The organism is Kitasatospora sp. NPDC056800 (assembly GCF_042789775.1).
In the GTDB taxonomy this organism is placed as follows: domain Bacteria; phylum Actinomycetota; class Actinomycetes; order Streptomycetales; family Streptomycetaceae; genus Kitasatospora.
This window is the reverse complement of the sequence record NZ_JBHUAL010000089.1, coordinates 1-24025: the sequence shown is the minus strand read 5'-3', so window position 1 is coordinate 24025 and position 24025 is coordinate 1. Positions and strand designations below refer to the sequence as shown.

Annotated in this window: 22 protein-coding genes; 19 read left to right on the top strand and 3 right to left on the bottom strand. The window is 74.1% G+C overall.

The window, feature by feature from the left end; translation table 11 throughout:
• The first annotated feature begins 87 nt into the window (after positions 1 to 87).
• On the top strand, positions 88 to 906 hold the full coding sequence (locus tag ACFRQN_RS20535) for an SDR family NAD(P)-dependent oxidoreductase (protein ID WP_074002350.1): 819 nt from the start codon (positions 88 to 90) through the stop codon (positions 904 to 906).
• Positions 907 to 948: 42 nt separating this feature from the next.
• Here ACFRQN_RS20535 and ACFRQN_RS20530 read toward each other — a convergent pair whose 3' ends face one another.
• A complete protein-coding gene (locus ACFRQN_RS20530; RefSeq protein ID WP_380741459.1) occupies positions 949 to 1860 on the bottom strand; it encodes a polysaccharide deacetylase family protein in 912 nt (303 codons plus the stop codon).
• Positions 1861 to 2070: 210 nt separating this feature from the next.
• Between ACFRQN_RS20530 and ACFRQN_RS20525 the strand changes: the two genes are divergently transcribed.
• The 3 genes from ACFRQN_RS20525 to ACFRQN_RS20515 all read left to right on the top strand — a co-directional run bounded on the left by ACFRQN_RS20525 (position 2071) and on the right by ACFRQN_RS20515 (position 4190).
• Positions 2071 to 2955 carry an SAM-dependent methyltransferase gene (locus tag ACFRQN_RS20525; RefSeq protein ID WP_079272094.1) on the top strand — a complete coding sequence of 295 codons (885 nt, stop codon included), beginning with the start codon at positions 2071 to 2073 and terminating at the stop codon, positions 2953 to 2955.
• A gap of 126 nt (positions 2956 to 3081) precedes the next feature.
• Positions 3082 to 3636 carry a phosphohydrolase gene (locus ACFRQN_RS20520; RefSeq protein ID WP_380741458.1) on the top strand — a complete coding sequence of 185 codons (555 nt, stop codon included), beginning with the start codon at positions 3082 to 3084 and terminating at the stop codon, positions 3634 to 3636.
• A gap of 44 nt (positions 3637 to 3680) precedes the next feature.
• Complete coding sequence (locus ACFRQN_RS20515; RefSeq protein ID WP_049652075.1) at positions 3681 to 4190, top strand: FBP domain-containing protein; 510 nt, start codon at positions 3681 to 3683, stop codon at positions 4188 to 4190.
• Between the two features lie 14 nt (positions 4191 to 4204).
• Here ACFRQN_RS20515 and ACFRQN_RS20510 read toward each other — a convergent pair whose 3' ends face one another.
• Together ACFRQN_RS20510 and ACFRQN_RS20505 are read right to left on the bottom strand one after the other, a co-directional pair.
• On the bottom strand, positions 4205 to 4579 hold the full coding sequence (locus tag ACFRQN_RS20510; protein ID WP_074002351.1) for an RNA-binding S4 domain-containing protein: 375 nt from the start codon (positions 4577 to 4579) through the stop codon (positions 4205 to 4207).
• A gap of 9 nt (positions 4580 to 4588) precedes the next feature.
• The gene (locus ACFRQN_RS20505) at positions 4589 to 5011 is read right to left on the bottom strand and encodes a VOC family protein (protein ID WP_117487181.1); all 423 of its coding nucleotides are present in this window, start codon (positions 5009 to 5011) and stop codon (positions 4589 to 4591) included.
• A gap of 80 nt (positions 5012 to 5091) precedes the next feature.
• On the opposite strand from ACFRQN_RS20505, the gene ACFRQN_RS20500 reads away from it, so the two are divergent.
• From ACFRQN_RS20500 to cobT, 15 genes are all read left to right on the top strand, one after another.
• The gene (locus ACFRQN_RS20500; protein ID WP_380741457.1) at positions 5092 to 6303 is read left to right on the top strand and encodes a methyltransferase; all 1212 of its coding nucleotides are present in this window, start codon (positions 5092 to 5094) and stop codon (positions 6301 to 6303) included.
• Between the two features lie 94 nt (positions 6304 to 6397).
• A complete protein-coding gene (gene argC, locus ACFRQN_RS20495) occupies positions 6398 to 7426 on the top strand; it encodes an N-acetyl-gamma-glutamyl-phosphate reductase (RefSeq protein WP_380741456.1) in 1029 nt (342 codons plus the stop codon).
• The gene (gene argJ / locus ACFRQN_RS20490) at positions 7423 to 8595 is read left to right on the top strand and encodes a bifunctional glutamate N-acetyltransferase/amino-acid acetyltransferase ArgJ (protein ID WP_074002355.1); all 1173 of its coding nucleotides are present in this window, start codon (positions 7423 to 7425) and stop codon (positions 8593 to 8595) included. Before argC ends, argJ begins: the two co-directional genes overlap by 4 nt.
• A 142-nt stretch (positions 8596 to 8737) precedes the next feature.
• A complete protein-coding gene (gene argB / locus ACFRQN_RS20485) occupies positions 8738 to 9613 on the top strand; it encodes an acetylglutamate kinase (protein WP_117491545.1) in 876 nt (291 codons plus the stop codon).
• On the top strand, positions 9610 to 10887 hold the full coding sequence (locus ACFRQN_RS20480; protein ID WP_049652069.1) for an acetylornithine transaminase: 1278 nt from the start codon (positions 9610 to 9612) through the stop codon (positions 10885 to 10887). The genes argB and ACFRQN_RS20480 overlap by 4 nt, the downstream gene beginning before the upstream one ends.
• A gap of 23 nt (positions 10888 to 10910) precedes the next feature.
• Positions 10911 to 11459, top strand: a complete 549-nt coding sequence (locus tag ACFRQN_RS20475; protein ID WP_049652068.1) for an arginine repressor — start codon at positions 10911 to 10913, stop codon at positions 11457 to 11459.
• Positions 11460 to 11574: 115 nt separating this feature from the next.
• Positions 11575 to 12999 (top strand): argininosuccinate lyase, encoded by a 1425-nt coding sequence (gene argH, locus ACFRQN_RS20470; protein WP_117487176.1) that lies wholly within the window; start codon positions 11575 to 11577, stop codon positions 12997 to 12999.
• Between the two features lie 164 nt (positions 13000 to 13163).
• On the top strand, positions 13164 to 13421 hold the full coding sequence (locus tag ACFRQN_RS20465) for a sigma-70 family RNA polymerase sigma factor (RefSeq protein WP_053112078.1): 258 nt from the start codon (positions 13164 to 13166) through the stop codon (positions 13419 to 13421).
• Positions 13422 to 13627: 206 nt separating this feature from the next.
• Positions 13628 to 14128: a GNAT family N-acetyltransferase gene (locus ACFRQN_RS20460; RefSeq protein ID WP_049652066.1), complete on the top strand. Its 501-nt coding sequence runs from the start codon at positions 13628 to 13630 to the stop codon at positions 14126 to 14128.
• A gap of 550 nt (positions 14129 to 14678) precedes the next feature.
• Positions 14679 to 15704, top strand: coding sequence for a methionine ABC transporter ATP-binding protein (locus tag ACFRQN_RS20455; RefSeq protein ID WP_049652065.1), 1026 nt, complete (start codon positions 14679 to 14681; stop codon positions 15702 to 15704).
• Positions 15701 to 16429 (top strand): methionine ABC transporter permease, encoded by a 729-nt coding sequence (locus ACFRQN_RS20450; RefSeq protein ID WP_049652064.1) that lies wholly within the window; start codon positions 15701 to 15703, stop codon positions 16427 to 16429. The genes ACFRQN_RS20455 and ACFRQN_RS20450 overlap by 4 nt, the downstream gene beginning before the upstream one ends.
• A gap of 57 nt (positions 16430 to 16486) precedes the next feature.
• On the top strand, positions 16487 to 17311 hold the full coding sequence (locus ACFRQN_RS20445; protein ID WP_380741455.1) for a MetQ/NlpA family ABC transporter substrate-binding protein: 825 nt from the start codon (positions 16487 to 16489) through the stop codon (positions 17309 to 17311).
• A gap of 199 nt (positions 17312 to 17510) precedes the next feature.
• Complete coding sequence (locus ACFRQN_RS20440; protein ID WP_049652062.1) at positions 17511 to 18146, top strand: GNAT family N-acetyltransferase; 636 nt, start codon at positions 17511 to 17513, stop codon at positions 18144 to 18146.
• A gap of 137 nt (positions 18147 to 18283) precedes the next feature.
• Positions 18284 to 19540 (top strand): precorrin-6y C5,15-methyltransferase (decarboxylating) subunit CbiE, encoded by a 1257-nt coding sequence (cbiE, locus tag ACFRQN_RS20435; RefSeq protein WP_380741454.1) that lies wholly within the window; start codon positions 18284 to 18286, stop codon positions 19538 to 19540.
• Between the two features lie 494 nt (positions 19541 to 20034).
• Positions 20035 to 23979, top strand: coding sequence for a nicotinate-nucleotide--dimethylbenzimidazole phosphoribosyltransferase (cobT, locus tag ACFRQN_RS20430; RefSeq protein ID WP_380741453.1), 3945 nt, complete (start codon positions 20035 to 20037; stop codon positions 23977 to 23979).
• Positions 23980 to 24025: the final 46 nt, after the last annotated feature.

The following is a 24025-nucleotide window of genomic DNA, read 5'->3' as shown; positions in this document are numbered from 1 at the left end:
CCCGCTCCGCCCGGCTGCCGACAGAATGCCGCAGACGGGGGCCGGGGGCGGACGCGGACAGGGCCGGGGACGTGAAGGGAGCACAGGGTGTCGACGGGATCGCTCGCAGGACAGGTCGCCCTGATCACCGGCGCGGGCCGGGGCATCGGCCGGGAGCTCGCCATCGGCCTGGCCGCCGAGGGGATGTCCGTCGGCCTGGTCGGCCGCACCCACGAGACGCTGACCGACACGCTCAAGGAGTGCGTCAAGCGCGGCTCCCGGGGCGTCGCGGTGACCGCCGACGTCACCCGCCCCGGCTCGGTGCGCGAGGCCGTCCGGCTGGTCGAGCGCGACCTCGGGCCGATCGACCTGCTGGTCAACAACGCCGGCCTGGTCGACCGCGCCGAGGTGCCGATCTGGGAGACCGACGCGAACCAGTGGTGGCAGGTGATCGAGACCAACCTGCGCGGCCCCTACAACCTGCTGCGCTGCGTGCTCCCCGGCATGGTCGCCCGCCGGAGCGGCCGGGTGGTCAACCTCAACTCCGGCTTCGCGCTGCGCCCGGACGGCAACTACACCGCGTACGCCACCTCCAAGGGCGCGCTGCTCCAGCTCTCCGACAACATGGCGGACTCGCTCGCCCGCAACGGCGTCGTGGTCCTCGACGTCAGCCCGGGCGCGGTGGCCACCGACATGACCGCCGGGATGCCGATGTTCAAGGAGACGACGACCTGGGGCTCCATCCCGTACATGGTCGCGGTCACCGTGGACGCCGCCCGGGGCCGCTTCGACGGACTGCACGGGCGGTTCATCCACGCCGGCCGGGACGACCTGGAGGAGCTGGTCAACCGGGCGGACGCGATCCGCGCCGCGGACGCCCGTACGCTGCGGCTGCGTCCGTACAAGGATGACGATCCGATGGTCTGACCTGGGGCGTTCCCTGCGGCCCGTCAGACCGGTCCCGGCCGCTCAGGCGCAGAGCTGGCTGGCGGTCACCGGCTTGAGCCCCGCCTTGGCCAGGCCGTCCAGGACGCCCGGCAGGGCGTCCACCGTGCACTGGTGCCCCATGTGCAGCGCCACCACCGAGCCGCCGCGCACCGAGTTCAGCACCCGGCGCTGCAGCTCGGCCGCCGAGGGGTCGTTGTAGTCGCGCGGGTCGACGTCGAAGGACAGCACGTGCTCGTACCCGACCGCCTTGGCCTGCTCGCGCACCATCGGGGTGGCGTACTGCGCGGCGGAGGGCCGGAACCAGCGGCCGATCGAGCCGGTGAGCCGCTGCAGGCGCTCCGCGCACTGGGCGATCTCGGCGCGCGCCTGGTCCGGTGTCATGGCGGAGATGTTGAGGTGGTTCTGGGTGTGGTTGCCCAGCTCGTGGCCGCCGTCCAGGATCCGCCGGGCCATCTGCGGCTGCTGGTCGAGCCAGCTGCCGACGACCATCACGGTCAGCTTGGCGCCGCGCTGCTCGGCGATCTCCAGCAGGGCGGTGGCCAGTTTCGGGTCGCCGCTGCCGTGGACGGTGAGCGCCACGTTCTTCCCGGTGCGCGGCCCGTACGCGACCTCGACCGGGGTGCCGGGCGCGAGCGGCGGCAGCACGGGCGGAGCCGGCGGGGCGCTGGGCTGGGCGGCGGCGGCCGCGGTCGGCTCGGCGTCGGGCCGGGGCTCCGCCGGGGCGGTGGGCTCGGGGGAGGCCGGGCCCTCGCCGCCGTTCCAGGCCGGGTCGGTGGTGTGCTGCGGGTCCACCGTGCCGGGGTGCGCGGCGAGCGCCCCCGGGTCGGCCCGGCGGAGCGTGCCGGTGCCGCAGGCAGCCAGCAGCCCCCCGGTGGCGGCAAGGGCGGCGAGTCGGGCGGTGGTGCGCAGCACGCTGCGGCGGTCGGCAGTCATCGGCAGCCAGCATAGAGAGGACGGCTCGGGCGGGCGATCCGGGCCGAGCGTCCGGACCCTTCTTGACGTGCACACACTCCGTCACCGGGTGTTGCGTAAACCTGAACTCCCGCTGTTTCCACGGCGTGTCCTTGGATACGATCACCGCGCACCGCGTGAGGACGGGCGGTGGCCGAACTCTTCCGGCATGGCGCATTGGGGGCGGACAGGATGTACGAGGACAGCGCGGCGACCGGCCGGAGCACGGACACCGAGTGGGACTGGGGCAGGACCGGCGACTGGCAGCCGCCGAGCGAGCTGGACACCGGCGTCCCGCACACCGCCCGGATGTACGACTACTACCTCGGCGGCAAGGACAACTTCGAGGCCGACCGCAAGGCCGCCCAGGCCGCGATAGCCGCCTACCCCGCGCTGCCGCTGCTGGCCCGCACCAACCGGCAGTTCCTCGGCCGCGCGGTGGAGTACGTGGCGGGCCGGGGCGTGCGCCAGTTCGTCGACATCGGCACCGGCATCCCGGCGGTCGGCTCCACCAGCGAGGTCGCCCAGCGGGTCGCCCCGGACGCCCGGGTGGTGTACGTGGACAACGACCCGATCGTCGCCACCCACGCCCGCGCCCTGCTGGCCGGCCACCCCGCCGGGCACACCTCGGTGATCGAGGCCGACCTGCGCGACCCGGCCACGATCCTCGGCCACCCCGGGCTGGCCGGCGCCGTCGACCTCTCCCAGCCGGTCGCGCTGATGCTGGTCGCCGTCCTGCACTTCATCCGCGACGAGGAGGGCGCCCAGCAGATCGTCCGCACCCTGCGCGACGCGCTCGCCCCCGGCAGCGCGCTGATCCTCTCCCACGGCAGCCCCGACTTCGCCTCCCGCGAGAGCGCCGCCGAGGGCACCCGCATCTACCGCAGCGCCAGCGCCCCGCTCGTGCTGCGCCCGCGCTCCGGCGTCGAGCCCTTCTTCGGCGACTTCGACTTCGTCGGCCCCGGGCTCGTCCAGCTCCCGCTCTGGCGCCCCGTCGCGGGCCACGTGCCGACCTCCGAACTCCCCGAGGGCTGGCAGGACGTCTCCGCGTACGCCGGCGTCGCCTTCAAGCGGTAGTCGTCCGCTTCGAGCGGCAGCCGTTCGCGCGCCCGGTCCCGGCGCCTCCCTCCTACGCCGGGACCGGACCGTCGAAGGCTACGGAACCCCACTGACAACCCCTCACCCCCGCGGCTACCCTGCGGCGTGACCACCACCGCCCTGCCGCCGCTGCCCACCGACGTCGCCGAACTGCTGCGGGCCGTCGATGCCCCGCCCCGCCTGGTCGCCCACCTCGCGCTGGTGCACCGGGTCGCCGAGGAGATCGCCGGGTTCTGCGCCCGCGAAGGCCTGGCCTTCGACCGCGCGGCCGTCCTCTACGGCGCCGCCACCCACGACATCGGCAAGACCGTCCACCCCGAGGAGCTCTCCGCCCCCGGCTCCCGGCACGAGCCCGCCGGGCACGCCCTGCTGCTCGCCCACGGCGTCCCCGAGCACCTCGCCCGCTTCGCCCGCACCCACGCGAGCTGGGACGAGCCCGGCACCACCGTCGAGGACCTGCTGGTCGGCCTGGCCGACAAGGCCTGGAAGAACAAGCGGGTCCAGGACCTGGAGGACCTGGTCGTCGACCGCCTCGCCGCCGCCGGCGGGAAGGAGCGCTGGGAGGCCTTCCTCGCCCTGGACGACCTGCTCACCCGGATCGGCGAGGACGCCCCGCGCCGGCTCGCCGTCCAGGCCGCCCACCCGGTACGGACCGGGTGAAAACGGCGCGACAGGCCCGGCCGGCCGGTGTTAGCGTCCGCGGCATGGAACCCCTGAGCGAGAACGAGATCCGCGCGTCCTTCGTCAACTGCTCCAAGGGCGAGGCCCGCCGGCTCCACCTGCCCCGGGGTCTGGCCGAACTGCCCTGGGAGCAGCTGGACTTCCTCGGCTGGCGGGACCAGGGCGCGCCCGACCGGGCGTACCTGGTGGCGCCGTACGAGGGCGAGCCGGTCGGCGTGACGCTGCGCTCCTCGGTGATCCGGCGCAGCCTGACCAAGACCAACGTGTGCTCGCTGTGCATCACCGCGCACGCCGGGTCGGGGGTCGCGCTGCTCGCCGCCCGCCGGGCCGGGGCGGCCGGGCGCGAGGGCAACACGGTCGGCACGTACATCTGCGCCGACCTGGCCTGCTCGCTCTACGTGCGCGGGCTGAAGAAGTCCACGCTGGTCACCCGGCCCGACGAGTCGCTGCCGCTGGAGCTGCAGATCGACCGTACGGTGGGCAACCTCGGCGGCTTCCTCGCCAAGGTGCTCGCCACCGCGGACGTCGCGTAGCGGCTCCGCGCCGCTCAGTGCCCGCGCAGCTGGTCCAGGTCGCGGCGCTCCCGCTTGGTCGGCCGCCCGGCCCCGCGGTCCCGCGTCCCGGCCGCCGCGACGAACTCGCGCGGCGGCCGCGGCGGGCTGTTGTCGACCAGGCACTCCGCCGCGACGACGGCGCCGACCCGCTTGCGGATCAGCTTGCTCACCACCACGACCCGTTCGTGGCCCTCCTCGCGGAGCCGCACCTCGTCCCCGGGCTTCAGCGTCTGGGCGGGCTTGGCCCGCTCGCCGTTCACCCGGACGTGCCCGGCCCGGCAGGCGGCCGCCGCCAGCGCCCGCGTCTTGACCAGCCGGACCGACCAGATCCAGCTGTCCACCCGCACGCTTCCCTCGTGTTCAGCCATCCTGGGAGCCTACCCAAGGACGGCCTGCCCGCCCGCGGGCGGCGCCTCCTGGATCGCCCAGCCGTTCCCGTCCGGGTCGTTGAAGAACAGGAAGTTGTTCCACGCCTCGCCGTGCCCGTCCACCCGGGCCCCGGCCACGAAGTGCTGGACCGGGCTGACCTCCACACCGCGGGCCACCAGTTCGGCGTGCGCCTTCTCGATGTCCGGCACCACCAGCTGGAGTCCCTTGACCGATCCGGGCGGCGAGTCGATCACCCCCTTGCCCACCACGATGGAGCAGGCCGAACCCGGGGGCGTCAGCTGGATCACCCGGATCCCGTCCCGCAACAGGGTGTCGTGGTCGACGGTGAACCCGGCCTGCTCCTCGTAGAAGAGCTTCGAGCGGTCCACGTCGGAGACCGGGACCACCACGACTTCGAGTTTCCACTCCATCGCCCTCACCTCTCTCGGCCGGGCCCTTCCAGTATCCGTCCGTAACCGCCCCCCGGGCCGTCGGATAGCCTGAGAACACGATGAATCCCCAGACCACGCCCGCCGCGACCCCGCCGGACACCTCCTTCACCACCCCGTGGGGCGCCTTCGCGCTCACCCGCTTCCCCGAGGACCCGCGCGAGCGGCTGCGGGCCTGGGACGCCGCCGATGAGTACCTGCTGCGCCACCTCGCGGGCGAGGCCGACAGCGCGGCCGGCACCGCTACGGAGCTGGCCGGCCGGACGGTCGCCGTCCTCGGCGACCGCTGGGGCGCGCTGACCACCGCGCTCGCCGAGTACCGGCCGGTCCAGATCACCGACTCCCACCTCGGCCGGCAGGCCACCCTGGCCAACCTGGCCCGGGCCGGCGCCGCCGTCGACGAGTCCCGGCTGCTCACCACCCGTGACACCCCGCCGGAGCGGATCGACGTGCTGCTGGTGCGCGTGCCGAAGAGCCTGGCCCTGCTGGAGGACCAGCTGCACCGGCTCGCCCCCGCCGTCCACGAGGGCACCGTGGTGATCGGCACCGGCATGGTCACCGAGATCCACACCTCCACGCTCCGGCTCTTCGAGCGGATCCTCGGCCCGACCCGCACCTCGCTGGCCGCCCGCAAGGCCCGGCTGGTCTTCTGCACCCCGGACCGGGCGCTGGACCCCGGCCCCAACCCGTGGCCGCACCGCTACGCGCTGCCGCAGGACATCGGCCCCGCCTCCGGCCGTACGGTCGTCAACCACGCGGGCACCTTCTGCGCCGACCGGCTCGACATCGGCACCCGCTTCCTCCTCGCCCACCTGCCCGTCCCCGCCCCCGGCGCCCGGGTGGTGGACCTCGGTTGCGGCAACGGCGTGGTCGGTACGGCCGCCGCGCTGGCCGGGCCCGGCGCGGAGCTGGTGTTCGTGGACGAGTCGCACCAGGCGGTGGCCTCCGCCGAGGAGACCTTCCGCGCCAACCTGGGCCCGGCCGCCCCGGCCGAGTTCCTGGCCGCCGACGCCCTGGCCCGGGACGTGGTCGCCCCCGGTTCGGTGGACCTGGTGCTCAACAACCCGCCGTTCCACTCCCACCAGGCCACCACCGACGCCACCGCCTGGCGGATGTTCACCGGCGCCAAGCGGGCGCTGCGCCCCGGGGGCGAGCTCTGGGTGGTCGGCAACCGCCACCTCGGCTACCACGTCAAGCTGCGCCGCCTCTTCGGCAACTGCCAACTCGTCGCCGGGAACCCCAAGTTCGTGGTGCTGCGGGCCGTCAAGCGCTGACCCGGGCACCCCGCCCCGGCGGGGGTCCGACACAACCTCCTTGCATGAATTTTCCGTCACGCGTATATTCATGCCAAGACTAAGGAGGAACGCCATGGCATTGCGAGTCGCCGTCGCCGGCGCGAGCGGTTACGCGGGCGGCGAGGTGCTGCGCCTGCTGCTCGGCCACCCGGAGATGGAGATCGGGGCGCTGACCGGCGGCTCGAACGCGGGCACCAGGCTGGGCCAGCTCCAGCCGCACCTCCGCCCGCTCGCCGACCGCGTCCTCGAAGCCACCACCCCCGAGGTGCTGGCCGACCACGACGTGGTGTTCCTGGCCCTGCCGCACGGTCAGTCCGCCGCCGTCGCCGAGGAGCTCGGCCCGAACGTCCTGGTGATCGACTGCGGCGCCGACTTCCGGCTCAAGGCCGCCGCCGACTGGGAGCAGTTCTACGGCACCGCGCACGCCGGCACCTGGCCCTACGGCCTGCCCGAACTCCCCGGCCACCGCGCCGCGTTGAAGGGCAGCAACCGGATCGCCGTACCCGGCTGCTACCCGACGGCCGTCTCCCTGGCACTGTTCCCCGCCTACGCCGCGCAGCTCGCCGAGCCGGAGGCCGTGGTGGTCGCCGCCTCCGGCACCTCCGGCGCCGGCAAGGCCGCCAAGCCGCACCTGCTGGGCAGCGAGGTGATGGGCAGCGTCAGCCCGTACGGCGTCGGCGGCGTCCACCGGCACACCCCGGAGATGGCGCAGAACCTCTCCCCGGTCGCGGGCGAGCCGGTCACCGTCTCCTTCACCCCCACCCTCGTCCCGATGCCGCGCGGCATCCTCGCCACCTGCTCGGCCAAGGCCAGGCCCGGGGTGACGGCCCGGAGCCTGCGCGCCGCCTACACCGAGGCGTTCGCGGACGAGCCCTTCGTCCACCTGCTGCCCGAGGGGCAGTGGCCGCAGACCAGCAGCGTCTACGGCGCCAACACCGCCCTGGTCCAGGTCGCCCTGGACGCCGCCGCCGGGCGGATCATCGCGATCAGCGCGATCGACAACCTGGTCAAGGGCACCGCCGGCGGCGCGGTGCAGAGCATGAACATCGCCCTGGGCCTGCCCGAGGAGCTCGGCCTGCCCGTGAACGGAGTCGCACCGTGAGCAAGAGCACCAACGTCGGAGTGACCGCCGCCAAGGGCTTCCGGGCCGCCGGTGTGACCGCCGGCATCAAGGCCTCCGGCACCCCCGACCTCGCCCTGGTGGTCAACGACGGCCCCTCGCTCGCCGCGGCCGGCGTCTTCACCGCCAACCGGGTCAAGGCCGCGCCGGTGCTCTGGTCCGAGCAGGTCCTCAAGGGCGGCCAGGTCTCCGCCGTCGTCCTCAACTCCGGTGGCGCCAACGCCTGCACCGGCCCGCTCGGCTTCCAGGACACCCACGCCACCGCGGAGAAGGCCGCCGCGGAGCTGGGCCTCAACGCGGGCGAGGTCGCCGTCGCCTCCACCGGCCTGATCGGCGTCCGGCTGCCGATGGACCTCCTGCTGCCCGGCGTCGCCCTGGCCGTCGGCGCGCTCGGCGAGGACGGCGGCGAGGCCGCCGCGATCGCCATCAAGACCACCGACACCGTGCACAAGACCGCCGAGTACACCAGCCCGGCCGGCTGGACGGTCGGCGGCATGGCCAAGGGCGCGGGCATGCTCGCCCCGAGCCTCGCCACCATGCTGGTCGTCCTCACCACCGACGCCGACCTGGACAGCGCCGCCCTGGACGACGCGCTGCGCGGAGCCACCCGCACCACCTTCGACCGGATCGACTCCGACGGCTGCATGTCGACCAACGACACCGTGCTGCTGCTCGCCTCCGCCGCCTCCGGCACCGTCCCGGACCGGGCCGAGTTCGCCGAGGCCGTCCGCACGGTCAGCGCCGACCTGGCCCGCCAGCTGATCGGCGACGCCGAGGGCGCGAGCAAGGAGATCCGGATCGACGTCACCGGCGCCGCCACCGAGGACGACGCGGTCGAGGTCGCCCGGACGATCAGCCGCAACAACCTGCTCAAGTGCGCCATCCACGGCGAGGACCCCAACTGGGGCCGGGTGCTGGCCGCGATCGGCACCACCTCCGCCGCCTTCGACCCGGACGGGCTGGACGTCGCCATCAACGGCGTCTGGGTCTGCAAGTCCGGCGGCGTCGGCGAGGACCGCGACCTGGTCGACATGAAGGGCCGCGAGGTCGTCATCACCGCGAACCTCAACGCCGGTACGGCGGGCGCCACGCTGTGGACCAACGACCTGACGGCCGACTACGTCCACGAGAACAGCGCCTACTCGACCTGATCCGCGCCGCTCCACCCGAGCCCGCCTGATCCGCGACATCCCCCCGGCCCGCGGCCGGGGGACCCCCCATCGACGAGGGAAACCCGTGCAGATCGCACCCAAGGGCGAACAGGCCCGCAACAACACCGCGTTGCCCAAGGCCATGACGCTGATCGAGGCGCTGCCGTGGCTGGAGCGCTTCCACGGCAAGACCGTCGTGATCAAGTTCGGCGGCAACGCCATGGTGGACGACGGCCTCAAGTCCGCCTTCGCCCAGGACGTCGTCTTCCTGCGCTACGCCGGGCTGCACCCCGTCGTGGTGCACGGCGGCGGCCCCCAGATCAGTGCCCAACTCGACCGGCTGGGCCTGGAGTCGAGCTTCACCAACGGCCTGCGGGTCACCACCCCGGAGACCATGGACGTGGTCCGGATGGTGCTGGCCGGCCAGGTGCAGCGCGAGCTGGTCGGCCTGCTCAACGAGCACGGCCCGTTCGCGGTCGGCATGACCGGCGAGGACGCCCACACCATGACGGCGGTCAAGCGCTACGCCGTGGTGGACGGCGAGCAGGTCGACATCGGCCTGGTCGGCGACATCGTCAACATCGAGGCCGGCGCCGTGAAGGCGATGATCGCCGACGGCCGCATCCCGGTCATCTCCTCGATCGCCCGCGGCACCGACGGCCACGTCTACAACATCAACGCCGACACCGCCGCCTCCGCCCTCGCGGTCGCGCTCGGCGCCGAGATGCTCGTCGTCCTCACCGACGTCGAGGGCCTCTACAAGGACTGGCCGGAATCCGACGACGTGATCAGCCAGCTCAGCGCGAGCGAGCTGGAGGAGCTGCTGCCCGAGCTGGCCAGCGGCATGCTCCCCAAGATGGAGGGCTGCCTGCGGGCCGTCCGCTCCGGCGTGGGCACCGCCCGCGTCCTGGACGGCAGGGTCCAGCACAGCCTGCTGCTGGAGATCTTCACCGACGAGGGCATCGGCACGATGGTCGTGCCGGACGACGAAACGACCGTGACCGGGGGACTGGCATGAGCGGCACGACTGGCACCGACAGCACGACCGGCGCGACGGGTACGACCGGCGCGACGGGTACGACGGGTACGACCCACAACGAGCAGCTCGCCGAGCGCTGGCAGCACGCCTTCACCGACAACTACGGCACCCCCCGCATCCCGCTGGTGCGCGGCGAGGGCAGCAAGCTCTGGGACGCCGACGGCAAGGAGTACACCGACCTGCTCGGCGGCATCGCCGTCAACGCCCTCGGCACCGCCCACCCGGCCGTCGTCGAGGCGGTGAGCCGGCAGATCGCCACCCTGGGCCACGTCTCCAACCTCTTCATGGCCGAGCCCACCATCGCGCTCGCCGAGCGGCTGCTGGAGCTGGACGGCCGCCCGGGCGGCCGGGTGTTCTTCTGCAACTCCGGCGCCGAGGCCAACGAGGCCGCCTTCAAGATCAGCCGGCGGACCGGCCGCACCCACCTGGTCGCCCTCCAGGGCGCCTTCCACGGCCGCACCATGGGCGCCCTCGCGCTCACCGGCCAGCCCGCCAAGCAGGACCCGTTCCGCCCGCTGCCCGGCGACGTCACCCACGTCCCGCTCGGCGACGTCGAGGCGCTGCGCGCGGCCGTCACCACCGAGACGGCCGCCGTCTTCCTGGAGCCCGTCCAGGGCGAGAACGGCGCGATCCCGCTGCCCGAGGGCTACCTGAAGGCGGCCCGCGAGATCACCCGGGCCACCGGCACCCTGCTGGTCCTGGACGAGATCCAGACCGGCGTCGGCCGCACCGGCCACTGGTTCGCCCACCAGGCGGACGAGGGCGTGGAGCCGGACGTGGTCACCCTGGCCAAGGCGCTCGGCGGCGGCCTGCCGATGGGCGCGGTGCTGGCCTTCGGGCCGGCCGCCGAGCTGCTCACCCCGGGCCAGCACGGCACCACCTTCGGCGGCAACCCGGTGGCCGCCGCGGCCGGGCTCGCGGTGCTGGACACCATCGAGTCCGAGGGCCTGCTGGAGCACGTCCGCAAGCTCGGCGAGCGGCTGCGGCAGGGCGTCGAGGCGCTCGGCGACCCGCTGGTCTCGCACGTGCGCGGGGCGGGCCTGCTGCTCGGCATCGTGCTCACCGAGCCGGTCTCGGCGCAGGTCCAGGCCGCCGCGCAGGAGGCGGGCTTCCTGGTCAACGCGGCCGTCCCGGACGCCGTCCGGCTGGCCCCGCCGCTGGTGCTGACCGAGCAGGAGGCGGACGCCTTCCTGGCCGCGCTGCCGGGCATCCTCCGGACGGTGCGCGAGGGCGCCCCGGCCGATGCGAATTGACCGTCGTCCGGGAGAATAATCACATGACCGCTTCCCACTCCGGCCCGTCCGCCGCAGGCCCGACGCCGCAGGTCCCGCAGACCCGCACCGCGCGCCACCGGCGGATCGTGGACCTGCTCACCCGCCAGCCCGTGCGTTCGCAGAGCCAGCTCGCCAAGCTGCTCGCCGACGACGGACTCGTGGTCACCCAGGCCACCCTCTCCCGGGACCTGGACGAGCTGGGCGCGGTCAAGATCCGCAACCGGGACGGCGCGCTGATCTACGCCGTCCCGGCCGAGGGCGGCGACCGCACGCCGCGCGCGCCGATGGGCGAGTCGGCCAGCGAGGGCCGGATGGCCCGGCTGGCCGGCGAGCTCATGGTCTCCGCGACGGCCTCCGGCAACCTGGTGGTGCTGCGCACCCCGCCGGGCGCCGCCCAGTTCCTGGCCTCGGCGATCGACCAGGCCGAGGTGTTCGAGATCATCGGCACCATCGCCGGCGACGACACCGTCCTGCTGATCAGCCGGGACCCGGCCGGCGGGCAGGCGCTCGCCGACCACCTCATGCAACTCGCCCAGGCGAAGGCGCAGTAGCACCTCGAACGCACGAGCCCCGGCCGACGGAGACCGTCCGGCCGGGGTTTTGTGTTTCATACGGCGTCGTGCATACTTATGCCACCCACTGCACATGCATGAAGGAGCCACCGCGATGACCGCCGAGCAGTCCTCCGACGTCCGCCTCTGGGGTGCGCGCTTCGCCGACGGCCCGTCCGAGGCGCTGGCCAGGCTCTCGGCCTCGGTCCACTTCGACTGGCGCCTCGCGCCGTACGACATCGCCGGCTCCAAGGCCCACGCCCGGGTCCTGCACAAGGCCGGCCTGCTCTCCGACGAGGAGCTGGCCGGCATGCTGGCCGGCCTGGACGAGCTGCTCGCCGACGTCGAGGCGGGCACCTTCACCGGCACCGTCGCCGACGAGGACGTGCACACCGCCCTGGAGCGCGGCCTGCTGGAGCGCCTCGGCCCCGACCTCGGCGGCAAGCTGCGGGCCGGGCGCTCGCGCAACGACCAGATCGCCACCCTGTTCCGGATGTACCTGCGGGACCACGCGAAGACCATCGGCGGCCTGCTGCTCGACCTCCAGCAGGCCCTGGTCGGCCTCGCCGAGGCGCACCCGGACACCGCGATGCCCGGCCGCACCCACCTCCAGCACGCCCAGCCGGTGCTCTTCGCCCACCACGTCCTCGCGCACGTGCAGGCCCTCGGCCGGGACGCCGAGCGGCTGCGCCAGTGGGACGCCCGCACCGCCGTCTCGCCGTACGGCTCCGGCGCGCTGGCCGGCTCCTCGCTCGGCCTCGACCCGCAGGCCGTCGCCGCCGACCTCGGCTTCGAGGGCGGCTCGGTCGGCAACTCCATCGACGGCACCGCCTCGCGCGACTTCGTCGCCGAGTTCGCCTTCGTGACCGCGATGGTCGGCATCAACCTCTCCCGGATCGCGGAGGAGGTGATCATCTGGAACACCAAGGAGTTCGGCTTCATCACGCTGCACGACGCCTTCTCCACCGGCTCCTCGATCATGCCGCAGAAGAAGAACCCGGACATCGCCGAGCTCGCCCGGGGCAAGTCCGGCCGGCTGATCGGCAACCTGACCGGCCTGCTGGCCACCCTCAAGGCGCTGCCGCTCGCCTACAACCGGGACCTCCAGGAGGACAAGGAGCCGGTCTTCGACTCCTGCGACACGCTGGAGGTGCTGCTGCCCGCGTTCACCGGGATGATGGCCACCCTCACCGTGCACCGGGAGCGGCTGGAGGAGCTGGCCCCGGCCGGCTTCTCGCTCGCCACCGACATCGCCGAGTGGCTGGTCAAGCAGGGCGTGCCGTTCCGGGTCGCGCACGAGGTGGCCGGCGCCTGCGTCAAGGTCTGCGAGGCCGAGGGCATCGAGCTGTCCGACCTGACGGACGAGCAGTTCGCCGCGATCTCCGGGCACCTGACGCCCGAGGTGCGCTCGGTGCTCAGCGTCCACGGCGCCATCGCCTCCCGCGACGGGCGCGGCGGAACGGCCCCCTCGGCGGTCGCGGTCCAGCTCGCCGAGGTGAAGGCGGACCTGGCGCGGCAGCAGGAGTGGGCGCGGGGCTGATCCCGGACGGCGGGGCCGGTCCCGGACGAGGGGCCGAGCCCCCGCGACGGGGCCGATCCCCGGCGCGACGGGGGAGGGGCGCGGCGGTCCGACCGGCGCGCCCCTCCCGCGTCCGTGCCCCGGCCCGGGCGTAACCGGCCCCGCCCCGGGCCGTCATGCACGGTGTGTGCACCGCCCTCCCCTTCGCCCCCTCCGCCGAGGACGTCTACCTCGACGAGTGTCGCCGCCGCGCGGTCCGTGAGACCGTCGCCGCCCTGCCCGGCCGCTGTCCGCAGCTGATGGCCGCGCTCGCCGAGGATCCGCCGCCCACCTACCGTGAGCTCTCCGAGCGGCTCGGCATGCCGCGCGGCTCGATCGGCCCCACCCGCTCCCGCTGCCTGGCCTGCCTGCGGATGCTGCTCCACACCGAGCGCTACCCCTGAGCGCAAGCCCGTGCGACCGAGCGGAACGTGTGCGGCACGGGAGGTGACCCTCCTCACGTCCGCCCCCGCGAAGGTTGAGGGAAGCTGACACCCGGGTAGAGCGCTGGCGAACGCAGCCCTTGACGGTGGCGCGATCACTCGGATACTGAGCGTGAGCGCGCCTACCCTCCGCGCGCCGCGCACGACGACTGGGGAGGCCCCTCCACATGGGCATGAGCGTGATCATCTCGGCCGCGGAGGCCGAGGACGCGGAGCAGATCCTCAAGCTCCAGTACCTCGGCTACCAGCCCGAGGCCGAGCTGTACGGCGACTGGGCGATCGAGCCCCTGACGCAGAGCCTGGAGAGCCTGCGCGCCGAACTGTCCGAGCAGCACTTCCTGGTCGCACGGCTGGGCGACGAGGTGGTCGGCACCGTCCGCGGCCACGTCGGCGCCGACGGCGTCGGCCGGATAGGGCGCCTGGTGGTCCATCCGCGGATGCAGCGCCACGGCCTCGGCGGCCGCCTGCTGGACGCGCTGGAGCGCCGCCTGGCCCAGGACGGCCGGGTGAGCGCCTACCGGCTGTTCACCGGCCACCGCAGCCTGGGCAACCTGCGGCTGTACGCTCGGCAGGGGTACCGTCAGACCCGGGTCGAGCAGGTCAGCACCCGGCTGAGCTTCGTCCACCTGGAGAAGGCGGCCGCCGAGCCGCTCGCCGCGACGGCCTGAGCCCGCCGCCCCCGCGCTTTCCCGGCGCCGCCACCATCCGGACCACCGGTGGCGGCGCCGAGCCGTATCCGCGCTGGTCAACGGTGGTGAGTGTCCGCAATGCGGACAGCTTCGGGAAACAATTGGGCAGGAATCAACCCATCTGTTTTACTGGCTCACATGACTGCGACGACGAACTGGACCCCCACCGGCACCCTGCCGGCAGGTGAGCGTGCCATGTGTCGTCGAATGTGTCACTGCTGAGGGCCACCGCCCCCGGCGCCCCGCTGAGGGCGCCTCCTCCTCGCGCCCCGAAGCGAGACTCCGGCGCCGCTCCCGCCCGTGCGAGCGCGCCCCTCCTCCCGGACCCCTCCCTTTGCCGCGCCCGCCGACCCGCGGGCCCGGGTGACTCGTTAGGGCCACGCCGTCGCGCGGCCCGGCCGTCCAGCGGCCACGATCAAGGGGCGGCAGGTCCGGACCCTCCCGGCGCAGCGCCGTAACGCCGCCGCCGGCCGCAAGCCGGTCGGGCGGTCGGACCACGCCGCCCGCCCCCGACCCACGGAAAGCCGCTGTGATCACCACCACGGACCTGACGAAGGTCTACCGTTCCCGAGGCCGCGAGGTGACCGCCCTCGCCGGTGTCGACCTGCACGTCCGCCCGGGCGAGGTCTACGGAGTCGTCGGCACCAGCGGTGCCGGCAAGTCCACCCTCATCCGCTGCGTGAACATGCTGGAGCGCCCGACCTCCGGCACGGTCACCGTGGACGGGGTCGAGCTGACCGCGCTGTCCGGCGGCGAGAACCGGGCCGGCCGCGAACTGCGCGAGGCCCGCCGCCGGATCGGCATGGTCTTCCAGCACTTCAACCTGCTCTCCTCGCGGACGGTGCAGCAGAACGTCGAGCTCCCGCTGGAGATCGTCGGCCTGGACCGCACCGAGCGCCGCCGCAAGGCCGCCGAGCTGCTGGAGCTGGTCGGCCTCGGCGACAAGGCCCGCAGCTACCCCAACCAGCTCTCCGGCGGCCAGAAGCAGCGCGTCGGCATCGCCCGCGCACTGGCCGGCGACCCGAAGGTGCTGCTCTCCGACGAGGCCACCTCGGCGCTCGACCCGGAGACCACCCGCTCGATCCTCAAGCTGCTGCGCGACCTCAACCAGCAGCTGGGCCTCACCGTCCTGCTGATCACCCACGAGATGGACGTCATCAAGTCCGTCTGCGACTCCGCCGCCCTGATGCGCGGCGGCCGGGTGGTGGAGTCCGGCGAGCTGACCGACCTGCTGGCCAAGCCCGGCTCGGAGCTGGCCCGCGAGCTGTTCCCGCTCAGCGAGTTCGGCACCGGCCACCCCGGCTCGACCGTGCTGGAGATCACCTTCCAAGGCGACAGCTCGGCCCAGCCGTTCGTCTCCCAGCTCGCCCGCACGTACCAGATCGACATCAACATCCTCGGCGCCGCGGTGGAGACCATCGCCGGCCGGATGGTCGGCCGGATGCGGGTCGAGCTGCCGGGCGGCCACCAGGACAACGTGGTGCCGATCGGCTACCTGCGCGAGCAGGGCCTGCAGGTGGACGTGCTCGGTACGGCGAACGGAGCGGTGGCATGACCTGGGACCAGATGTGGGAGCTGATGTGGCCCGCCACCCAGGAGACCTTCCAGATGGTCGGGGTGTCCGCGCTCGTCACCGTGCTGCTCGGCCTGCCGCTGGGCGTGCTCCTGGTGCTCACCGACAAGGGCGGCCTGCTGGCCAACCGGGCCGTCAACAAGGCCATCGGCTTCGTCGTGAACATCGCCCGTTCGGTGCCGTTCATCATCCTGATGATCGCGCTGATCTCCTTCACCCGCTGGCTGGTCGGCACCTCCATCGGCTGGCAGGCGGCGACCGTGCCGCTGACCATCGGCGCCATCCCGTTCTTCGCCCGCCTGGTCGAGACCTCCGTCCGCGAGGTCGACAAGGGGCTGGTCGAGGCGGTCCAGTCGATGGGCGGCAGCACCTGGACGATCGTCCGCAAGACCCTGCTGCCCGAGGCCCTGCCCGGCATCGTGGCCTCGGTCACCACCACGGTCATCACCCTGGTCAGTTACTCCGCGATGGCCGGCACCGTCGGCGGCGGCGGCCTCGGCACCCTCGCCGTCAACTACGGCTACCAGCGCTTCGAGACCGCCTTCATGTGGGTCATCGTGGCCGAGCTGGTGATCATCGTCACCGCCGTCCAGCTGATCGGCGACTTCGCCGTCCGGCGGCTCTCCCACCGCGGCCGCACCGGCGGCCGGACGCGGCTGCTCGGCCGCACCCCGGCGGCTCCCGACAAGGACCTCGCCGCCTCCTAGACCTCCCTCGTCCGACCCCGGACGCGGCTCCCCGTTCCACGCAGAAAGGCACTTTTCGTGCGCAACGCCCTGAAGTTCACCAGCATCCTCGCCACCGCCGGCATCGCCCTCTCGCTCGCCGCCTGCGGCAGCTCGGGCTCCTCCTCCTCCGACGCGAACGCGCCGCTGAAGGTCGTGGCCAGCCCCACCCCGCACGGCCAGATCCTGAAGTACGTCAAGGACAACCTCGCGGAGAAGGCGGGCCTCAAGCTCGACATCAAGGAGGTCACCGACTACGTGACCCCCAACACGGCGGTGCAGGACGGTTCGGCCGACGCCAACTACTTCCAGCACGTCCCGTACCTGGAGGACTTCAACAAGAAGCACGGCACGAACATCGTGTCGGTCGAGCCCGTGCACCTGGAGCCGCTGGGCCTCTACTCCAAGAAGGTCAAGGCGATCGGCGACCTCGCGGACGGCGCCACCATCGGCCTGCCGAACGACGCCACCAACGAGGGCCGCGCGCTCAAGCTGCTCGCCGACAACAAGCTGATCACCCTCAAGGACGGCGTCACCACCACCGCCACCCCGGCGGACGTGACCGGCAACCCGAAGAACTTCAAGTGGAAGGAGCTGGAGGCCGCCCAGCTGCCCCGCTCCGTCGCCGACCTCGACGCCGCCGTCATCAACGGCAACTACGCGATCGACTCCGGCCTGAAGCCGGCCACCGACGCCCTGGTGCTGGAGAAGGCCGAGGGCAACCCGTACGCCAACATCCTCGCCGTCAAGAAGGGCAAGGAGAACGACCCGCGGGTCAAGAAGCTGGCCGAGCTGCTGCACTCCGACGAGGTCAAGAAGTACATCGACGACACCTTCCAGGGCTCGGTCATCCCGGCCTTCTGATCGTCGTACGGTCATACCTCGTAACGCCCGACCGGGCCCCCACCGCACCGCGACGGGGGCCCGGTCGGGCAGTATGCAGCAGGGACACTCCGACCGACCGCGTTCTGACGTACCGTCGTGCGGGCAGCGCACCGCGTGGCACCCGGGGCACGCCGGAGGCGTACGGTGTTGTGTTCACGACCCGGCGAGGAGAGACGGCATGGCAGCGAGCTTCCCCGAGACCGCCATCAGCACCGAACGGCTGCTGCTGCGACCCCTTGCGGAGGACGACGCCCCCGGCCTGGCCACGATGATGGCCGACGACCTCGTGCTCGCCTGGACGGACCTGCCGCACCCCTTCACCGAGGAGTACGCGGCCGAGCTCGCCCGCACCCTCGCCCCCGCCCACCGGGCCGCCGGCCGCGGCATCGTCTTCGCCGTCACCGAGCACCTCACCCAGCGCCTGGTCGGCCTGGTCGAGCTGCGCAACACCGACTGGCGGCTGCGCAGCACCGAGATCTCCTACGTCACCGCCGTCTGGGCGCGCGGCGAGGGCTACGCCCCGGAGGCCGTCCTCGGCGTCGCCCAGTGGCTGTTCGAGGACCGCGGCTTCCTGCGCCTGGAACTGCGCACCGCCGCCGGGAACACCGCCGCCCAGCAGGTCGCCCAGAAGATCGGCGGCATCAGCGAGGGCGTGCTGCGCAGCGCCTGGATAGTCCGCGGGGAGTCCGGCGAGGTGCTTCAGGACAGCCGCAGCGACCTCATCCTGTGGAGCCTGCTCCCGGAGGACCTGGAGTCCCCCGAGCTGCACCGCGAGGGCTGGCACGGCGACCACCGCTACGTGCTGCGCGACTGAGACACGCCGCCTGTTCACCCGGCGCGGACATGTGTGCGAGATGTCGGGCTCCGGCCGACCGCACCCGGTAGCCTCTGGACCGGTGCCGCACGACGGCGGATCGAGTGGCGCACCGAGTCGAGGGAGAACGGCCGCAGATGGCTGACCGGATCACGGTCATCGGGTGGGACGGCACACCGCTGACCGAGGCCGCCGGCGCGGCCCTGGCCGCGGCGACGCTGGTCGCCGGCGCCCCCTACCAACTGAACGCCCTCCCGGTGCCGGAGGCCGCCGAACGGATCGCCCTCGGCAACGTCCGGCAGGCCGCCCGCAGGATCGCCGAGCACCGCGGCGCCGCCGTCGTGGTCGCCGAGGGCGACCCGGGGTTCTTCGGGGTGGTGCGCACCCTGCGCCGCCCCGAGTACGGCCTCGAACTGGAGGTGCTGCCCGCCGTCTCCTCGGTGGCCGCCGCCTTCGCCCGGGCCGGCATGCCCTGGGAGGACGCCCAGGTGGTCAGCGCGCACGGCGGACGGCTGCGCCGCGCGGCCAACATCTGCCGGGCCCACCCCAAGGTCGCGGTGCTCACCGCGCCGGGCGCCGGGCCCGCCGAACTCGCCCTGATGCTGCGCGGGGTGCACCGGACCTTCGTGGTCTGCGAGGCCCTCGGCACCCCCGACGAGGACGTCACCGTCCTCACCTCCGACCGGATCGCCGACCACGTGTGGCGCGACCCCAACGTGGTGCTGGTGATCGGCGGCGGCGCCCGGACGGGGGCGGTGGACGAGGCGGCCGGCTGGCTCGCCGGGCGCCCGGTCGGCTACCCCGGCGTGGAACGCGGCTGGGCGCTCCCCGGTGACGCCTACGCGGGCGCCGGGCGCACGGAAGGCGAGCCGGGCGCACCGGAGGCGCTCCCCGCCCACGTGCGCGCCCTGGTGCTGGCCCGGCTCGGCGCCCGCCCCGGGGACCTGGTCTGGTCGGTCGGCGCCGGCAGCGGCGCCCTCGCGGTGGAGGCGGCCCGGTTCGGCGCCGCCGTCGTCGCGGTCGAGGGCTCCCGCTCGGCCTGCGCCCGGCTGACCGTCAACGCCCGCCGCTACGGCGTCGAGGTGGAGGCGGTGTACGGGAGCGGCCCCGAGGTGCTGGGCGGCCTGCCGGAACCGGACGCGGCGGTGGTGGAGTCCGGCGGCCTCGACGTGGTGCGCGCGGTGCTGGCCCGCCGGCCCGAACGGTTCGTCGCGCTGCCCCGGACCCTCACCGAGGCGGAGGAGGTCCACCGGGCGATCGCCGGGGCCGGCTACCGGGCGGACGGCGCGCTGCTCCAGGCGAGCCCGTTGCGGCCGGTGGGGGAGGGCAAGGGGCTGGCGCTGGGAGCGGGCGGAACCGGCGCGCTGGTCCTCTGGGGTGAGCAGATCGTGTGAAGGCCGTGGGCCCGTCCGGGGCCCGCGCCGGGATCGTCCGGTGGCGCCGACGGTGATCCAGGTCGCATCCGGACACCGATTCGAGAGGTGACCGCGCGGTGCCGGTAGTGTGACGTCCTGGGCGACTGCAAGGGTAGGCGACCCACCCGATTCAGTCGGTTTGTCACCTTTTTGACGCGGTGCAATCCGGTTCCGCTCGAAGTGTGGGCAATTCGACGGGCCTCGTGCCGGACCTGGAGAATGCCGTAGGGTCCGGTGCGGTCGTGCCGGTTGCTCCGGGTTGTCGTTGTTTCAGACGATGCGCCGCCCCCTACGGGCGGTGCGCCGGACCGGGGTGCCGCAGCGCGCCGGATGGACTTGGGCCGCAGCGCCACGGCGCGGCGGCCGCGTGTGGTTAGGGGCGGGCCGGTGCTGGTTCGGCCCGTGCGGATGGGCGCTGCGATCGGTGATCGTGTCGCCGAGGGCGCGGCAGCGGCCTGGAAGGAGCTTTGACAATGACCGATGGCGGCCACGTTCCGGGCGAGGGAATGCCGGAGCACCTGCACGGCGGGCCGGACCCGCTCGGCGGACCGGAGGGCGTCGCGGGCGTTGCACCCCTCCAGGGCGTCGCGACGGACGGCGGGGCGATCCCCAACCCGGCGGCCCCGATCGGCGGTGTCCCCGGCGCGGTGCCCCCGGGCGCGGGCGGCATCCCGCCGCAGGGCCAGTACGGCTACGGCGTTCCCGGCGTGCCGCAGCCCGGCCAGCCCGGCGAGGGCTGGGGCGTCGACCAGGGCGCCCCGCGCCCGGCCTTCCACTTCCTCGACCAGCCCGACACGCCGGACGGCCTGGACGACGAGGACGACGTGCTGCTGATGCCCGGTCCGCAGGGCTCCTGGGGCGAGCCGCTCGCGGCCGTCCCGGCCGAGCAGGTGCCGCTCGCGCCGCAGCACGACGGCACGCCGGTCGAGCCGTCCTGGCCGCCGGTGGACCCGCCGGTGCTCGGCGCCGAGCACGGCGTCCAGCAGCACCCCGTCCAGCAGGCGCAGCAGCCGATGACGCAGGCTCAGCAGCCGCGCCGGCCGCTGCACGCCGGTCCGCCGATCCCGGACCCGTCGCTGATGACCGGCCAGGTGCCGGTCCGCTCGCTGGCCGACCGCGGCCCCTCGCAGGGCGGCACGCCGGCGCACGGCATCCCGGTGGTCGGCCGCCCGCCGATGGCCGAGGCCGCGGCTCCGGCCGTCGCGCCGCAGGCCGTCCCGGTCGCTCCGGCGGCCCCGGTCGTGGAGGGGCAGCAGCTGCCGCAGGCGCAGGACTTCCCGCAGGCCCAGCAGGCTCCGCAGGCCCACGGGGCCCAGCAGGTGCCGCTGGGCGTGCCGCCGGTCGAGACCGTGCTGGCCGTCGAGACGGTCGGGGCGATCGAGGTGATCGAGGTCGTCGAGACGCCGGAGGCCGCCCAGGCCGTCTCGGCGCAGCCCGTGCAGGACGTGACGGCTCCCCAGGCCCCTCAGGCCCCTCAAGCCGGCGAGGCCGTGGAGACCGCCGTCGCGGCCGCGCCGCAGGCCCCCGTGGCCGAGCCGGCTCCGGCCGAGGCCGCCCAGCCGGTGGCCGAGGCGGCCGACGCACCCGTCGCCGAGCCCGTGGCCGCCGAGGGCGCCGTCGCTCCCGCCGCTCCTGAGGCCGTCGCCGCCGAGGGCGCTGCCGCCGACGGCGCCGCCATGCTGGCCGAGCAGCCCGAGGCCGCGGCCCCGGCCGGTCAGCCGCGCCGGATCTCCGCCTTCCTCGCCGCGCCCACCCCGCACGGCCTGCCCAAGGTCGGGGCGGCCGGGCAGGCTCCGGTCGTCGAGGAGACGGCCCCGCAGCAGCCCGCGCCCATAGCGGCCGCCGACGCGCCGCAGGCCGTCGAGGCCGTCGAGGCTGCTCACGTCGCCGAGGCCGTGGTGGGCGCCGAGTCCGCCCCGGTTGCCGAAGCCGCCGAGGTCGCCGAGCCCGCGCAGCAGGCCGAGGTTCCGGCCGAGGCCGTGTCGGAGGCCGTCGCCGAGCCGGTGGCGGAGACCGCCGCGGGCACCGGTGAGATGCCCTCCGGCCAGGCCGTCACCGAGCCCGCGGCCGAGGGCGAGCAGCCGCAGCAGCAGGCCGAGGTCCCGGCCGAGGCCGTTGCCGAGCCGGTCGCGGAGCAGCCCGTGGAGGCGCCGGCGGAGGCCGACGCCGCCGCAGCTGTCGAGCCGGCCGCCGAGGCTCCGGTCGAGGCCGCCCCCGAGGCGGAGGCGGCGCAGCCCGTCGAAGCCGTGGAGGAGCCCGCCGCCGAGGCCGCCGAGGTTGCCGCGCCCGCCGAGGCCGTCGCCGAGCAGCCCCTCGCCGCCGCTCCGGAGTCCGAGGCCCCTGCGGAGCCGGCCGCCGAGCAGGCGCAGGCCCCGGCCGAGCCCGAGGCCGCCGCTGAGCAGCCCGTCGCCGTCGAGGAGCCCGCCGCCGAGGCGGAGCCCGTCCAGGAGCAGGCCGCCGAGGCCCCCGCCGAAGCCGCCGAGCAGCCCCAGGCCGAGCAGCCCGCCGCCGGGACCGTCGAGTCCGGCGAGGTCGCCGAGGTCGCCGAAGCCGGCGAGGCCACGGAGCCCGCCGAAGCCGCCGAGGCCACCGAGGAGCAGCCCGTGGCCGAGGAGCCGCAGGAGCAGCCGGAGCCGCAGCCCGAGGAGCCCGCCGAGCCGCGCGGCCCGGCCGCCCCCGGCTACGACGAGGCCGGCCGCGAGGCCGTCCACCAGGTGATCCGCGAGCGCCGCGACGTGCGCAACGGCTTCCGCCCGGACCCGATCCCGCACGAGGTGCTGATCCGCGTCCTGGAGGCCGCCCACACCGCGCCCAGCGTCGGCTACTCGCAGCCCTGGGACTTCGTGGTGATCCGCTCGGCGAAGACCCGCAGGCGGATGCACGCCCTGGCCGAGCGCCAGCGCGAGGCGTTCGCGGACTCGCTGCCCAAGGGCCGGGCCAAGCAGTTCAAGGAAATCAAGATCGAGGCCATCCTCGACACCCCGGTCAACATCGTGGTGACCGCCGACCGCACCCGCGGCGGCCGGCACACCCTGGGCCGGCACACCCAGCCGCAGATGGCCCCGTACTCGGCCGCCCTGGCCGTCGAGAACCTCTGGCTGGCCGCCCGCGCCGAGGGCCTGGGCGTCGGCTGGGTGAGCTTCTTCGACGACGAGGAGCTGGTCCGCGAGCTCGGCCTGCCCGAGCACCTGGAGGTCGTCGCCTACCTGTGCGTCGGCTTCGTCGACGAGTTCCCGGACGAGCCCGAGCTGGAGCAGCAGGGCTGGGCCAAGAAGCGCCCGCTGTCCTGGGTCGTCCACGAGGAGCAGTACGGCAACCGCGCGCTGCCCGGCGAGGAGCCGCAGAGCCTGCTCGCCGACACCCTGCGCGGCATCCGCCCGCTGGACGCCAAGGCGCTCGGCGAGGCCTGGGACCGGCAGAAGCGGATGACCAAGCCGGCCGGCTCGCTCGGCATGCTGGAGATCATCTCCGCCCAGCTGTGCGGCCTGTCCCGCAAGTGCCCGCCGCCGCTCCCGGAGCCCGCCTGCGTGGCGATCTTCGCCGGCGACCACGGCGTGCACGCCCAGGGCGTCAGCCCCTGGCCGCAGGAGGTGACCGCCCAGATGGTCGGCAACTTCCTGGCCGGCGGAGCGGTGATCAACTCCTTCGCCAAGCAGATCGGCACCGAGGTCTGCGTCGTCGACGTCGGCGTCGCCGCCGAACTGCCGGACGCCGTCCAGCAGGGCCGCGCCACCGGCCTGCTGCCGCGCAAGGTCCGCCCCGGCACCGCCGACATGACCCAGGGCCCGGCGATGACCCGCGAGGAGGCCCTCAAGGCCATCGAGGTCGGCATCGAGACCGCCCGCGACCTGGTCGCGGCGGGCAACAAGGCACTGGTCACCGGCGACATGGGGATCGCCAACACCACCGCCTCGGCCGCCCTGATCTCGGTGTTCACCGGCCTCGACCCGGCCGAGGTCACCGGCCGCGGCACCGGCATCGACGACGAGACCCACGCCCGCAAGGTCGAGGTCATCCGCGCCGCGCTGGCCCTGCACCAGCCCGACCCGAGCGACCCGATCGGCGTCCTCGCCGCCGTCGGCGGCCTGGAGCACGCCGCCCTGGCCGGCTTCCTGCTGGGCGCCGCCTCGCTGCGCACCCCGGTGATCCTGGACGGCGTCATCGCCGGTTCCGCCGCGCTGGCCGCCAAGGCCATCGCCCCCGAGGTGCTGGCCGCCTGCATCGCCGGCCACCGCTCCGCCGAGCCCGGCCACCAGGCCGCGCTGGCGAAGCTCGGCCTGCGCCCGCTGATCGACCTGGACCTGCGGCTGGGCGAGGGCACCGGTGCCCTGCTGGCCCTGCCGCTGGTGCAGAGCGCGGCCCGGGCGATGCACGATGTAGCGACCTTCGACTCCGCCGGGGTCACCGAGAAGGCCTGACGCACCCCGTCACCGCTCCGCGGTCCGGCCCGAGGGCGCGCCGGAC

Coding starts and splice junctions, on each gene's coding strand:
- ACFRQN_RS20530 (WP_380741459.1), bottom strand. CDS start 1,860: ATGACTGCCGACCGCCGCAGCGTGCTGCGCACCACCGCCCGACTCGCC.
- ACFRQN_RS20525 (WP_079272094.1), top strand. CDS start 2,071: ATGTACGAGGACAGCGCGGCGACCGGCCGGAGCACGGACACCGAGTGG.
- ACFRQN_RS20515 (WP_049652075.1), top strand. CDS start 3,681: ATGGAACCCCTGAGCGAGAACGAGATCCGCGCGTCCTTCGTCAACTGC.
- ACFRQN_RS20510 (WP_074002351.1), bottom strand. CDS start 4,579: ATGGCTGAACACGAGGGAAGCGTGCGGGTGGACAGCTGGATCTGGTCG.
- ACFRQN_RS20505 (WP_117487181.1), bottom strand. CDS start 5,011: ATGGAGTGGAAACTCGAAGTCGTGGTGGTCCCGGTCTCCGACGTGGAC.
- ACFRQN_RS20500 (WP_380741457.1), top strand. CDS start 5,092: ATGAATCCCCAGACCACGCCCGCCGCGACCCCGCCGGACACCTCCTTC.
- argC (WP_380741456.1), top strand. CDS start 6,398: ATGGCATTGCGAGTCGCCGTCGCCGGCGCGAGCGGTTACGCGGGCGGC.
- argB (WP_117491545.1), top strand. CDS start 8,738: ATGACGCTGATCGAGGCGCTGCCGTGGCTGGAGCGCTTCCACGGCAAG.
- ACFRQN_RS20480 (WP_049652069.1), top strand. CDS start 9,610: ATGAGCGGCACGACTGGCACCGACAGCACGACCGGCGCGACGGGTACG.
- ACFRQN_RS20475 (WP_049652068.1), top strand. CDS start 10,911: ATGACCGCTTCCCACTCCGGCCCGTCCGCCGCAGGCCCGACGCCGCAG.
- argH (WP_117487176.1), top strand. CDS start 11,575: ATGACCGCCGAGCAGTCCTCCGACGTCCGCCTCTGGGGTGCGCGCTTC.
- ACFRQN_RS20460 (WP_049652066.1), top strand. CDS start 13,628: ATGGGCATGAGCGTGATCATCTCGGCCGCGGAGGCCGAGGACGCGGAG.
- ACFRQN_RS20450 (WP_049652064.1), top strand. CDS start 15,701: ATGACCTGGGACCAGATGTGGGAGCTGATGTGGCCCGCCACCCAGGAG.
- ACFRQN_RS20440 (WP_049652062.1), top strand. CDS start 17,511: ATGGCAGCGAGCTTCCCCGAGACCGCCATCAGCACCGAACGGCTGCTG.
- cbiE (WP_380741454.1), top strand. CDS start 18,284: ATGGCTGACCGGATCACGGTCATCGGGTGGGACGGCACACCGCTGACC.
- cobT (WP_380741453.1), top strand. CDS start 20,035: ATGACCGATGGCGGCCACGTTCCGGGCGAGGGAATGCCGGAGCACCTG.